The following is a 12,652-nucleotide window of genomic DNA, read 5'->3' as shown; positions in this document are numbered from 1 at the left end:
GGAGCGCCGGGCGCGTTCCTCGTCCTCCCCGCCCGGCCTCATCGCGGGATCCAGTCCTTCCACACGATCTTGTTGTCCCGCACCCACCGCTCGGCGGCCTGCTCGGCGCTCATCTTCTCGTTGATCATGTCGCTGGCCACGGCGTTCTGGTCGTCGTTGGTCCAGGTGAAGTTGCGGACCAGCTCGTACGCCTTGCCGCCGGTCTGCGCGAACCTCCTGCTGACGATCTTGTCGAGCAGGTACGGCGGGTAGTCGCAGGCGACCCTCTTGGCGTCGTCGTCGCAGCCGAGGGCGTAGGGCGGCAGTGCCACTTTGACCAGTTTGACCTTGGTGAACAGCCATTGCGGTTCGTAGAAATACATCAGCAGCGGCGTCCGGTTCTTGGTGGCGAACTCGGCCGCTTTGATCAGCGCCGCCTCGCTGCCCGAGTAGACGACCTTGTAATTGAGTCCGAGGTTCTTGATCAGAACCTCGTCATTCGTCACGAAGGTCGGATCTCCATCCAGAACCTGTCCGGCATTTCCGGTTTTGTCGGTACGGAATAGATGTGCGTACTTGTTGAGGTTTCGGTAGTCCGTAATGTCGGGGTATTTTTTGACCATCCACTCGGGGACATACCACCCGATGATGCCCTGGTTCCCGGTGAGCCCGGCCGACAGGGCCACCTGCTTCTGCTCGATGAACTTCTTTTTCAGGTCGTTGTGTCCCCAGTTCTCGACGATCACATCGACCTTGCCCTCCTCGAAATCCTCCCAGGAATCGCCCTCCTTCATGGGCCGCTTGCGCACCGTGTAGCCCAGCTCGTGTTCGAGCAGGTACGCCAGCACGGCGGCCTGGGCCTCGTACCCGACCCAGCCGTGGATGTCGATGTTGACGGTCCCCTTCGACCCCGCGGCGGAGCCGGGCTCCTCGCCGGAGCAGGCGGTCGTCAGCAGCAGGGCCGCGACCAGCGGCCCGACGAGCTTGTTCGTTCGCAACATGAGGTCTCCCGGCGACCGCGGCCCCCGCGCGGGGGCCGCGGTCAAGAGGGCGTCACTTGGGGATCCAGGCCTGCCACTTGGCGGTGTTGGCCTCGATCCACTTCTTCGCGGCCTGCTCGCCGGTCATGCCGTTGTTGGTCATGTCGTTGGCGACGGCGTTCTGGTCCTCGTTCGTCCAGCTGAAGTTCTTGACCAGCTCGTACGCCTTGCCGCCGGTGTCCGCGAACTTCTTGCTGACGATCTTGTCGAGGTCCATCTCCGGGTAGTCGCAGGCCACCTTCTTGGGGTCGGCGTCGCAGCCCTCGGTCCAGGCCGGCAGGTTGACGCGGACCAGGTCCACCTTGTCGAAGAGCCAGTGCGGCGTCCAGAAGTAGAACAGCAGCGCCTTCTGCTGCTCCTGCGCCTGCGTGGCGGACTTGAGCAGGGCCGCCTCGCTGCCGCCGGTCACGACCTTGTAGTCCAGCTTCAGGTTCTTGACCAGGGCCTCGTCATTGGTGACGTAGCTGGGGTCGCCGTCGAGGAGCTGGCCCTTGCCGCTGGACTCCGAGGTCTTGAACAGGGAGGCGTACTTGTTGAGGTTCTTGTAGTCGGTGATGTCCGGGTACTTGTCGGCCATCCACTTCGGCACGTACCAGCCGATGATGCCCTTGTTGCCGGTGGAGCCGGCCTCGGCCGCGACCTTCTTCTCCTCGATGAACTTCTTCTTCAGGTCCGGGTGGCCCCAGTTCTCGATGATGACGTCGACGTCACCGGTCTCGAAGCCCTCCCACGCGAGCTGCTCCTTGATCTCGGGCATCTCGACGGTGTACTGGAGCTCGTTCTTGAGCAGGTACGCGACGACGTTCGCGCTGGCCTCGTAGCCCACCCACGGGTTGATGGCGATCTTCACGGTCCCGGCGGGGGCGCTTGGGCCGGAGGCCTGCGGGGCGGCGGCGGTGGAGCTGGGAGAGGTCTCGACCTTGGCCCCGCCGCAACCGACAGCGGCGAGCCCGAGGGCGAGGAGGCCTGCGAGCAGGCGAATCTTCATGTGGATGTCCTTTTTCGGGGGGAGGGGCGCCTGTCGGCGCCCTGCGTGATGCGGTCGAGCATGACTCCGAGCAGCACGGTCGCGATGCCGGCCACGAAGCCCATGCCGAAATCGGGTCGCTGGGAGAATCCGACGACCACGTCGTAGCCGAGGGCCCCCGCCCCGACCAGACCGCCGACGACCACCATGGCCAGCGTCATCACGATGCCCTGGTTGGCCGCGAGCAGGATCGCCTGCCTGGCCATGGGCAGCTGCACCTTCCACAGGAGCTGGCCCGAGGTCGAGCCCGCCGAGGCGGCCGCCTCGACGACCGTGGCGGGCACGCCCTTGATGCCGTCCTCGACCAGCCGCACCACCGGCGGCACCGCGTAGATGACCGAGGCGAAGATCGCCGTGAAGCGGGTGGTCTCGAACAGGGCCAGCGCCGGCAGCAGGTAGACGAACGCCGGCATGGTCTGCGCGGCGTCGAGTATGGGCCGCTGCACGGCCGAATATCGCGGCGAGCGGGCCGCGGCCACGCCGAGCAGCAGGCCGGCGACCAGCGTGACGAACACCGCCACGACGACCGTGGTCAGCGTCTGCATGGTGTGCTCCCAGACGCCGAGCAGCGCGATGGCCAGCAGGCAGCCCAGCGCCGTCAGCGCCGGGCGTACCCCGCTCACCCGCCAGGCCACGGCCAGCACCGCCAGGGCGACCAGCCACCACGGGGCCGAGGTGAGCATCGTCTCCAGCGGGTTGAGCAGGGCGCTGGTCGTGAGGTCCTTGATGAGCGTGGTCACCCCGTACCAGCTGGTCTCGGCCCAGCGGACGGCGTCGTTCACCTCGGCCACGAAGTTGACCGTGAGGCTGTCCGGCCAGGTCTTGGGCAGCACGGGGATGAGCGCGAGCCCGGCCACGGCCAGCACGCCCGCGGCGACGAGATCGAGCCTGCGCGACCTGGCATGGGGCTCGCGGTGGGCGAGGGCCATCATGGTGCGGTCGAGCAGCACCGCCATGATGACGATGGCCACGCCCGCCGGGAGCATGATGCCGACCTGCGCCCGCGACAGGCCGCGGATGATGTCGCCGCCCAGGCCGGGGGCGGAGATCAGGTTCGCGATGACGACCATGGACAGGGCCATCATGATCGTCTGGTTGACGGCCAGCGCCATCGTGGACCTGGCCAGCGGCAGGTAGACCTTGAACAGCGTCTGCCGGCGCGTCGCGCCCAGCGAGCTGGACGCCTCGACGGCCGTGGGGGAGACCTCAGAGACGGCCAGCGCGGTGATGCGGATGGCCGGCGGGATCGAGTAGATCATCGTCGCGATGGCCCCGGCCGGGGCGCCGATGTGGAAGAACAGCGCGAGCGGCGCCAGGTACGCGAACGTCGGCATGATCTGCATGACGTCCAGCACCGGTGTGATCACCCGCCGGACGCGGCCCGAGAGCCCGGCCCAGACGCCCATCGGGACCCCGATGACCAGCGACAGCAGCACTGAGACCGCGACCAGGGCCAGCGTGTCGACGCTCGACTGCCAGAGCCCGAGGAAGCCGAACGCGCTCACGCCCGCCACCGCGGCCAGTCCGATCCGCCGGCCGCCCGCCAGCCAGGCCAGCGCGCCCATGACGCCGGTGATGCCGGGCCAGCCGAGCGCGTACAGGACGGACTGGAACAGGCCGTACAGCCAGCCCACGAAGAGCCGGATGTAGTTGAGGAAGTACAGGAAGAGCGGGTTGTCGTTGCGGTGGTCGTCGATCCACTCGCGCAGGTCGGTGACGGCCAGGAACTGCGGCGCCTCCTTGTCGTGCGGCAGCGTCGCGGTGCCGCGGAAGACCAGGTACGCCACCACGAAGAGGGCCGCGACCCCGGCGGGGACCACCCACTTCGGCAACCTCAGGCGGGAAGCGGTGCTGACAGCGGTGCTGCTCATGCCCCTGCCTTCATGGCGAGGTCCGCGCCGGAGAGGAAGGTCAGCAGGTCCACGCGGTCCACGACTCCCACGAGGTCGTCGCCGTCCACGACCCTGATGGGGCGGGAGGAGGCGGACGAGGCGCCGATGGCGTCCATGACGAGCGTGGTGACCGGCAGGACGGGCCCGTCCAGCGGCTCGCCGGGCTCGGGCTCGCGGCAGATCCAGCGCAGCGTCAGCACGTGGCTCCTGGGCACGTCGCGCACGAAGTCGGCCACGTAGTCGTCGGCGGGCGCGCCCACCAGCTCCTCCGCGGTGCCGAGCTGCACGATCGAGCCCGCCCGCATGATCGCGATCCGCTCGCCGAGCTTCAGCGCCTCGGACAGGTCGTGCGTGATGAACACCATGGTCTTGCCGACTTCCCGGTGCAGGCGGATCACCTCGGCCTGCATGTCGCGCCTGATCAGCGGGTCGAGCGCGCTGAACGGCTCGTCGAACAGCATCACCTGCGGGTCCACGGCCAGCGCGCGGGCCAGGCCGACGCGCTGCTGCATCCCGCCGGAGAGCTGGTCGGGGTAGGCGTCGGCGTACCCGTCGAGGCCGACGAGGGAGAGGATCTCCGCGGCCCGCGCGTGCCTGGCGGCCTTGGCGGTGCCCTGGATCTCCAGCCCGTACGCCACGTTGTCGATCACCTTGCGGTGCGGCAGCAGGCCGAAATGCTGGAAGACCATGCTGACCTGGTGGCGGCGGATCTCGCGGAGTCTGGCGGGGGAGGCCCGGCCGATGTCCTCGCCGCCGATCCTGATCTCGCCGGCGCTGGGCTCGATCAACCGGGTGAGGCAGCGTACGAGGGTGGACTTGCCGCTGCCGGACAGGCCCATGACCACGAAGACCTCGCCGGGGCGCACCTCGAAGCTCACGTCCCTGACGGCGGCGGTGCAGCCGGTCTTCTCTCTCAGCGCTGCCTGGTCGAGATGCCTGTCCTCGCTGTCCAGGACTTTCTGTGCCCTGGAGCCGAAGATCTTCCAAAGGCCCTCAACGGTGATGGCCGCGCTGTCGGGAGAAACCCCCACGCTCGCCTCCTTCTTTGACCGCCACAACATATGGCGCGAATAACGGAAATCTCAACGTGTTGTGACCCTCCAGAGACCTCTGTGGTCCTGGCGTGTTATGCGTTTGGAACGCACAAAAGCCCCACAACTGGACATATAACGTGTTAAAGGTTTATTTCCCGCTTTGCGATCATGAATCATGGAGCTCCAGGTTTTGCCACTTGAGTCACACGAGTCAATTTTTGTAGCGTTATGTTCGGGTGGGCCACACTACTGTGGGATGTGTTCTAATTAGCCGGCACTTGCTGATTTCCCCACGGGACACAGCCCCCTCAAATACGCCGATTCGGGCGAGGTGCGTTCGGTGACTACAGCGTTGGGTGAGAGGAAGGCCAGTAACGGCAACTGGCGGCTGAGCAATTGGCGCGTACGAGCGCGCCTTGTCGCCCTCATCCTGATCCCGACGGCCGCCGCCGTGCTGCTCGGCGGCATCCAGGTGTACGCCAGGACGTCCGCCGCCGGCGACTACGCGCGTACCAACCAGTTCGCCCGGCTCTCCGCCGAGCTGGGCGGGCTCACCCACCAGGTGGCCGCCGAGCGGGCCACGACCGCCTGGTACGTCGCGCGCAACCGGCCGGCGGGGATGCTCTCCACGGTGCAGGCCCAGATAGACCAGGCGGACCTGGCCGTCAGGCAGGTACGCGGCACCGCCGGGCAACTGCTGACCGAGGCGAGCGGCCGTAGCGCCGACCAGCTCGAGAACCTGCTCAGCCGGCTGGACGACCTGACCGCCCTGCGCAAGCAGGCGCTGGAGGCCAACCTGCTGCCGGGCCCCGCCGTCGAGCTCTACACGACCGTGATCGGCGACCTGCTCTCCGCCCACACCGAGCTGATCAAGGACAGCGTGGACGACGAGCTGTTCCGCCGGACGCGCATGCTGAACGCCCTGGCCAGGGCGAAGGAGAGCGTGTCCTACCAGCAGGCCCTGGTCACCGCCGTGCTCGTCGAGGGCGCGTTCGACGAGGAGCAGCTCAAGCGCTTCCTCGGCGAGCAGTCCAAGGAGACGAACGAGCGCAAGGCGTACTCCGCCGAGGCCACCGCCGACGAGCGCCGCTTCTTCGACGAGACCGTCAACGGCAGGTCCGCCGACCGCATGCTGTTCCTGCGCGAGCTGGTGCTCATCAGGAGCACGAAGGGGCTGCCGCTGCGTGGCCTCGACCTGAGCAAGCGTGATGACGCCAAGGAGTGGTTCGACGCGGCCAACGTGGTCGTCGACTCCATGCGCGAGGTCGAGGAGCGCCAGACCGAGGGCATCGTGGCGCGCAGCGAGGCGCTCAGCGCGGACGAGCGGCAGCAGGCCCTCGTGACCGCAGGGGCCGTGCTCGCCCTGCTCGTGGCCGTCCTGCTGATCACCACCGGGGTGGCCAGGTCGCTCGTGCGCCCGCTGCGCCGCCTGCGCGGCGAGGCTCTGGAGATCGCGGGCCGGCGGCTGCCGGACTTCGTCCAGCACCTGCGCGAGTCCCGCGACGGCGTCGTCCAGGCCGAGGTCCCGCCCATCGGGGTCTTCTCCAGGGACGAGGTCGGCGAGGTCGCCCGCGCGTTCGACGAGGTGCACCGCGAGGCCGTACGGCTGGCGGGCGACGAGGCCAAGCTGCGGGCGAACGTCAACGCCATGTTCGTCAACCTGTCCAGGCGCAGCCAGACGCTGGTCGAGCGGCAGCTCACGCTGATCGAGCGGCTGGAGCGTGGCGAGCGCGACGACACCCGGCTCGGCGACCTGTTCAAGCTCGACCACCTGGCCACCCGCATGCGCCGCAACAGCGAGAACCTCCTGGTCCTCGCCGGCCAGGAGGCGGCACGCAAGTGGAGCGAGCCGGTCGAGCTGATGGACATCGTGCGGGCCGCGCTCGGCGAGGTCGAGAGCTACGACCGGGTCAGCATCCAGGTCCAGTCGGACGTCGCCATCGCCGGCCAGGCCGTCACCGACGTCGTGCACCTGCTCGCCGAGCTGGTCGAGAACGCGGTCTCGTTCTCCTCGCGGGACACCAAGGTCATCATCTCCAGCAGCCGCATCGACGGCGGCTCGCTGATGTTGTCGGTCACCGACCACGGCATCGGCATGAGCGCCGAGGAGCTGGCCGAGGCCAACTGGCGGCTGGCGAACCCGCCCGTCGTGGACGTGTCGGTGTCGCGGCGCATGGGCCTGTTCGTGGTCGGCCGGCTGGCCCTGCGGCACAGCATCCGGGTCCAGTTGCGCATGCAGGACATCGGCGGGCTGACCGCCATGGTGCTGATCCCGCCCGCGCTGCTCACGGAGGTGTCGGGCGCGGTGCCCGTGCCGGCGCGCATCCCGGTGCCCAGGCAGGCCCACCCGCCGACACCCGCCGCGCCCTTCCCCGGGCATCCCTCCTTCGGGACCCTGCCACCGGCAGAGCCTTTTCCCGGGCCCTTCCCCGGGCCCCTGTTCGGGCACCCGTCGCTGGACGCCGTCCCTCCGGCGCCCGAGCCCTCGTCCTGGTTCCGCTCCTCGCCCGCGCACTCGGTCGAGCAGCTGCCACCGGACCTGGGCGACTCGTACCCGTCGTTCGCCACCCCGCCGGCGCCGTCCAGGGACGACGAGATCCTGCCCATCTACTCCGCCGTCGAGGAGGGGAGCAGCTGGTTCACCAAGACCACGCCCACGGCCGACCACCGCGACCCCGGCTGGTCCTCGGCCGTCGATCAGGGCTGGCGGGCCGCCGGCGCGGCCGCGGAGCCCGCGCAGAGCGGCACGACCAACTCCGGCTTGCCGAAGCGGACCCCGAGAGCGAATCTGGTACCGGGCACCGCGAGTCCGAAACCCCCGCCCGCTTCCGCTCCTCCGGTGTCGCCTGACCGGCTGCGCAACAGGCTGGCCAGCTACCAGCAAGGTGTGCGCAAGGGGCGCGCCGAGCTTGAGGAGGACTCATGAAGGAGCTCAGCCAGGCGGCCAGGGACATGAACTGGCTGGTCAGCAGCTTCGTCGAAGAGGTCCCCGGTGTGGCGCACGCCGTGGTCGTGTCCGCCGACGGCCTGCCGATGGCGTACTCCAGAGACTTTCCGAAAGACCGTGCCGACCAGCTCGCCGCCATCGCGGCCGGGCTCGTCAGCCTCACGCAGGGGTCGGCGCGGGTGTTCGAAGGCGGCGGGGTCACCCAGACGCTCGTCGAGATGGCACGCGGCCTGCTGCTGGTCATGTCGATCAGCGACGGATCCTGCCTGGCGGTGCTGGCCGCGCCCGACTGTGACATGGGCCTGGTGGCCTACCAGATGACGATCCTGGTCGAGCGCGCCGGGCAGGTGCTCACGCCTGCCGTGCGGGCGGAGCTGTCGGCGGCGCGTCCCTGATGGATCCCGCGGCGGCCGGACAGACAGGGTGATGGGAGTAGACGTTGGCACCGTGGCACCACGATGAGCCGGAGCCCGAGCGCAGCTCGCTCGTCCGGATGTACGCCGTCACCGGAGGCAGGACGACTCCTCGCACGGAGCTCGCCATGGAAGCCCTGGTATCGTCGGCCACCTCGGCACGACTCGGCATGACGTACACCCGTGAATATCGCGCGATCAGCGAGTTGTGCCGGCAGGTGCGCTCCGTGGCGGAGATCTCCGCGCTGCTGAGCGTTCCTCTCGGGGTGGCGAGGGTGCTGGTGGCCGACATGGAAGCGGACGGGCTGGTCAGGGTGTACCAGCCCCAGCTTGACGCGGGCCTCCCCAACAGGGGCCTGCTCGAAAGGGTATTGAGTGGACTTCGCAGGCTCTAGCCGGCTCACCTCCACGAAGATCGTCGTGGCGGGCGGGTTCGGCGTAGGGAAGACCACGTTCGTGGGCTCCGTGTCCGAGATCATGCCGTTGACCACGGAGGCGGTGATGACGGACGCGTCCGAGGGCATCGACGACCTCGGGCTCACTCCGGGCAAGACCACCACCACCGTGGCCATGGACTTCGGGCGGCTCTCGCTGGACCAGGATCTGATCCTCTATCTGTTCGGCACGCCGGGGCAGCACCGGTTCTGGTTCATGTGGGACGACCTCGTGCGCGGCGCCATCGGGGCCGTGGTGCTGGTGGACTCGCGGCGGCTGGCCGACAGCTTTCCGGCCATCGACTACTTCGAGGAGTCCGGCATCCCGTTCATCATCGGGCTGAACGGCTGGGACGGGGTGTTCTCGCACACCGAGAGCGAGGTGCGGGAGGCGCTGACGCTCTCCCCGCACATACCGATCGTCCGCACCGACGCGCGGGCGCGGCCCGCGGTCAAGCACGCCCTCATCTCGCTCGTCGAGCACGCGCTCGCCGCACGGGCGCGTTAGACCCTACTGGCCTGCCCACCACTCCCCGGCGACCAGCTCGGCCACCAGCGTCTCGGTGAGCAGTGCGACGTCCGGGTCGTCGTCGTGCGCGTACCTGACGGCGGCCGTGGCGTCCTTGACCTCCCCGCCGACGGTGACCACCGTGGAGCCGCGTTCGCGTACCCAGTCCATGGCCTGGGCGGTGTAGCGGGAGCCGGGGTAGAGCAGCGCGCGGTAGTCGAGGGTCTTGGTGAGGTAGACGTCCACGTGTGACCAGTCGCCCGTCTCGCACGCGTCGGCGGGGCGGCGCGGACCCTCGCGGAACATCAGCGCCGACTGCTCGGCCGACGACAGCCGCTCGGCGGGGGCGATGGTGTAGACGCCGCGGTCGCCGTCCAGCAGCTCCATGGTCAGGGGGAGCCATTCGTCCCTCCTGTCCAGGAGGTCGGCCGTGGCCTCGGCGGAGCGCTCCAGCAGCCCCGGCAGGTCGCGGTCCGTCCCGGTGAGGTGGGCCTCCAGGGCCAGGAGGAGGGCCAGGGTGTGCTGGAACGTGCGGCAGGCGACGCCGCCGCGCTCCTCGCCCGCGCGCATGTCGATCACCAGGTCGGCCCGCTCGGCGAGGGGGGAGCCCTGGGTGTTGGTGAGCGCCGCCAGGTAGGACGGGCCGCCCGTGTACCGTTCCACGGCGTCGAGGGTCTCCGTGCTCGAACCGGTGGCCGAGATCGGGACGACCAGGGTGTCCGCGGCGGCCGGGTAGGTGGCCGCCGCCGAGGCGTAGTCGGCGTACGCGTCCACGCCCGCCCTGCGCAGGCGCAGCGCGACCACGCCCGCGGCGTACCTGGAGCTGCCCATGCCCAGGAAGAGCACCCTGGTGAGGCCCTGGGGGAGGGCCGCGAACGGGTTCTCCTCCCGCAGCGCGGCGGCCAGCCCCCTGAGCGCCGCCGGTTTGGCCTCCAGGTCGGACAGGTAGAGCTCGGAATTCACGTGATGTTCTCCTCTTGGTACCAGGTACGCAGGACGCCCATGGGGGCGTAACGCCAGCGGGGGAGGTGGCGGGCGGCATAGATGAGCTCGCGGCACTCCTGCTCCACCTCGAACGGTCGCAGCAGCCGCTCGTCGAGCAGGTCCGGCCGGTTCCTCTCGGCCAGGCGGGCCCGGTACGCGGCCAGCAGCTCGGCGCGGGCCTTCGCGGCCCACGCGGCGGCCGCGTCGGGGTCGGCGTCCCTGCGCTTGATCGCGACCTGGGCCACGTGCTCGATGCTCGTGGTGAGCTGGGCCACGTCCCTGGCGGCCGGCTGGCATGGGTCGGCGTCGGTGACGGTGGGGTTGCCGTCGAAGTCGATCACCGCGTAGCCGTCGCGCCATTTGAGGATCTGGCCCACGTGCAGGTCGCCGTGGATCCTGATGCGGGGGCCCGCGACGGGCTCCTGGAGGGCGGCCAGCTCGCGCCGGATCGCCGGGGTCCTCGTGGCCAGCCACGCCCCGTCCGCGCCGTCCGTGAGTTCGAGCGCCTCCGCGAGCGCGGCCTCCGCCCTGGCCGCCGTACCCGCGGCTCCTGGCTCCGCCGCCGGGGTGGGGAGCGTGGCGAGGGCGAGGTGGAGGTCGGCGGCCAGGCGGCCGAGCACGGGGGCGAAGCGCGTGGTGCCGGCCTCGGCCTCGTCGACGCACCATTCCCAGCCGTCGCGGGCCTGCGGAAGGTAGCCCGTCACCAGGGCCAGGAGCTGCTCCTTCCCGTCCACCGCGCGGGTCAGGGCCGCGTAAGGAGGGGCTGTGTCGTTGAATCCCGCCTCAACGAGGTGAGCGAAGACCTCCGGGGCGGGGTGGGGCAGTGGGACGGGTGGGGTGAGCCACTTGACGACCACCTTCTCGTCCACCACGACGGAGTAGTTCGTCTGGTCCACGTGCGGGCCGAAGTCCCGCTCAGCTGGGGCCCCAGTGTGGAGATCCCCAAGGCTGTACGAGAGGCTGGGCAGCCGGAGGAAACGCCGTACCGCGAACGGCGGCGGCACCTCACCCGCAAGCAGTGGGAGGAGTGCGGCGCTGACCCCCCGGTCTCGGGCCGTGAGGGGGTTCTCACCGAGAGAGAGCAGCCGATCGGCTATTGAATCCCAATTCAAACTTTGTGGACCAAACTTCCGGAGCTCGCAGGTAGCAATGTCATCACAAGTCTTGCTCATGTTGATTTGCCCTGCAACACTCCTGTCTCTGGTCTGCCGTGTCCGGTAAGGTCGCGCGACCCCACAACAAGGCAAACTTCAGAAGGAGTAGCGGCCGTGTCCCGTATCCGGTTCACCCGTCGTCTCCCGGCCGCCCTCACGGCGGCCGGCCTCGCGCTCGCCGTCGCGGCGTGCGGCGGTGAGTCGTCGACCAGCTCAGAAGGCACGACCGCGGCGCCGGCCGACCAGCTCAAGCCGAACGCGGACCTGTCGCAGCAGTCGCTCCAGATCACCGTATGGGCGGACTACACGCCCAAGGAGCTGCCCGAGAAGGTCAAGGCGAAGCTCAAGGTCAAGGACGTCAAGGTCGCCCTGCACGACACCAACGAGGTCGCGATGACCAAGCTCACCGCCCCCGGTGACAGCGGCATCGACGTGGCGTTCGTGTCGGGCCAGTACGCACAGGCGCTCAACGCCGCGGGCCTGCTGGAGCCGATCCACCCCGAGCTGATCCCCAACCTGGCCAACCTCTACCCGGAGGCCACCCAGCTCTCCTACGACAAGGGCAACAAGTACTCGGTGCCCTACACCTGGGGCACGACGGGCATCTGCTACCGATCCGACCTGGTGAAGTCCGAGCCGACGAGTTGGAACGATCTGCTCAAGCCGCCGGCCTGGGCCGACAAGAAGGTCACCATGATGACCACCGAGCGCTGGCTCGCCCTGCCCGCGCTCAAGTCGCTCGGCTACTCGGTCAACACCGACAAGGACGACGAGATCGCCAAGGTCAAGGACCTTCTCGTCGCGCAGAAGCCCCACCTGCTCACCTACGACGACGTCACGTTCGGCGACAAGCTGAAGTCCGGCGAGGCCGTCATGGTCGAGGCGTGGGACGGCTGGTGCCCGACCACGGACCCGAAGGGCAACATCAAGTTCGTGGTGCCGAAGGAGGGCAGCGACCTCTGGGTGGACACCATGGTGATCATGAAGTCCTCCAAGAACAAGGAGGCCGCGCACGCCCTGATCAACTACATCCTCGACCCCGAGATCCACAGCTGGGCCGCCGAGAACATCAACTACAAGGTCCCGAACAAGGCCGCCATGGAGCGGGTGCAGGTCCCCAAGGGCTCGCTGCTCGGCATCAAGCCGGCCGAGCTGCTCGACGGTGAGTCGATCATCGACCTGGGCCAGGCGTCGACCAAGTACACGCGCCTGTCGACCGAAATCACGGCACAGCAGTAAC

General features: G+C 68.9%; 11 protein-coding genes. 5 read left to right on the top strand and 6 right to left on the bottom strand.

Features of this window, described 5'->3' with window-relative positions; genetic code table 11:
• Positions 1-38: 38 nt before the first annotated feature.
• Genes ACIBQ1_RS12420 through ACIBQ1_RS12405 form a run of 4 tightly spaced genes read right to left on the bottom strand, consistent with a single transcriptional unit; the run spans position 39 to position 4,999 of the window.
• Positions 39-980 (bottom strand): ABC transporter substrate-binding protein, encoded by a 942-nt coding sequence (locus ACIBQ1_RS12420; protein ID WP_397276881.1) that lies wholly within the window; start codon positions 978-980, stop codon positions 39-41.
• 52 nt (positions 981-1,032) lie between these two features.
• The gene (locus ACIBQ1_RS12415) at positions 1,033-2,007 is read right to left on the bottom strand and encodes an ABC transporter substrate-binding protein (RefSeq protein WP_397276879.1); all 975 of its coding nucleotides are present in this window, start codon (positions 2,005-2,007) and stop codon (positions 1,033-1,035) included.
• Complete coding sequence (locus ACIBQ1_RS12410; protein WP_397276877.1) at positions 2,004-3,917, bottom strand: ABC transporter permease; 1,914 nt, start codon at positions 3,915-3,917, stop codon at positions 2,004-2,006. The genes ACIBQ1_RS12415 and ACIBQ1_RS12410 overlap by 4 nt, the downstream gene beginning before the upstream one ends.
• Positions 3,914-4,999 carry a glycine betaine/L-proline ABC transporter ATP-binding protein gene (locus tag ACIBQ1_RS12405; RefSeq protein WP_397276875.1) on the bottom strand — a complete coding sequence of 362 codons (1,086 nt, stop codon included), beginning with the start codon at positions 4,997-4,999 and terminating at the stop codon, positions 3,914-3,916. The genes ACIBQ1_RS12410 and ACIBQ1_RS12405 overlap by 4 nt, the downstream gene beginning before the upstream one ends.
• 313 nt (positions 5,000-5,312) lie before the next feature.
• Here ACIBQ1_RS12405 and ACIBQ1_RS12400 point away from each other — a divergent pair, with 313 nt between their 5' ends.
• From ACIBQ1_RS12400 to ACIBQ1_RS12385, 4 genes are all read left to right on the top strand, one after another.
• Complete coding sequence (locus ACIBQ1_RS12400) at positions 5,313-7,898, top strand: nitrate- and nitrite sensing domain-containing protein (RefSeq protein WP_397276873.1); 2,586 nt, start codon at positions 5,313-5,315, stop codon at positions 7,896-7,898.
• Positions 7,895-8,314: a roadblock/LC7 domain-containing protein gene (locus tag ACIBQ1_RS12395; protein WP_397276871.1), complete on the top strand. Its 420-nt coding sequence runs from the start codon at positions 7,895-7,897 to the stop codon at positions 8,312-8,314. Before ACIBQ1_RS12400 ends, ACIBQ1_RS12395 begins: the two co-directional genes overlap by 4 nt.
• Positions 8,315-8,412: 98 nt before the next feature.
• The gene (locus ACIBQ1_RS12390; RefSeq protein ID WP_397277659.1) at positions 8,413-8,727 is read left to right on the top strand and encodes a DUF742 domain-containing protein; all 315 of its coding nucleotides are present in this window, start codon (positions 8,413-8,415) and stop codon (positions 8,725-8,727) included.
• Positions 8,708-9,274 carry a GTP-binding protein gene (locus ACIBQ1_RS12385; protein WP_397276869.1) on the top strand — a complete coding sequence of 189 codons (567 nt, stop codon included), beginning with the start codon at positions 8,708-8,710 and terminating at the stop codon, positions 9,272-9,274. Before ACIBQ1_RS12390 ends, ACIBQ1_RS12385 begins: the two co-directional genes overlap by 20 nt.
• Before the next feature lie 3 nt (positions 9,275-9,277).
• Here ACIBQ1_RS12385 and ACIBQ1_RS12380 read toward each other — a convergent pair whose 3' ends face one another.
• The gene (locus ACIBQ1_RS12380) at positions 9,278-10,237 is read right to left on the bottom strand and encodes an SIS domain-containing protein (protein ID WP_397276868.1); all 960 of its coding nucleotides are present in this window, start codon (positions 10,235-10,237) and stop codon (positions 9,278-9,280) included.
• Complete coding sequence (locus tag ACIBQ1_RS12375; RefSeq protein ID WP_397276866.1) at positions 10,234-11,154, bottom strand: hypothetical protein; 921 nt, start codon at positions 11,152-11,154, stop codon at positions 10,234-10,236. Before ACIBQ1_RS12375 ends, ACIBQ1_RS12380 begins: the two co-directional genes overlap by 4 nt.
• 372 nt (positions 11,155-11,526) lie before the next feature.
• On the opposite strand from ACIBQ1_RS12375, the gene ACIBQ1_RS12370 reads away from it, so the two are divergent.
• On the top strand, positions 11,527-12,651 hold the full coding sequence (locus tag ACIBQ1_RS12370) for a spermidine/putrescine ABC transporter substrate-binding protein (RefSeq protein ID WP_397276864.1): 1,125 nt from the start codon (positions 11,527-11,529) through the stop codon (positions 12,649-12,651).
• Position 12,652 lies beyond the last annotated feature (1 nt).

The organism is Nonomuraea sp. NPDC050153 (assembly GCF_044460125.1).
In the GTDB taxonomy this organism is placed as follows: Bacteria; Actinomycetota; Actinomycetes; order Streptosporangiales; family Streptosporangiaceae; genus Nonomuraea.
This window is presented reverse-complemented; position numbering and strand designations above follow the sequence as displayed.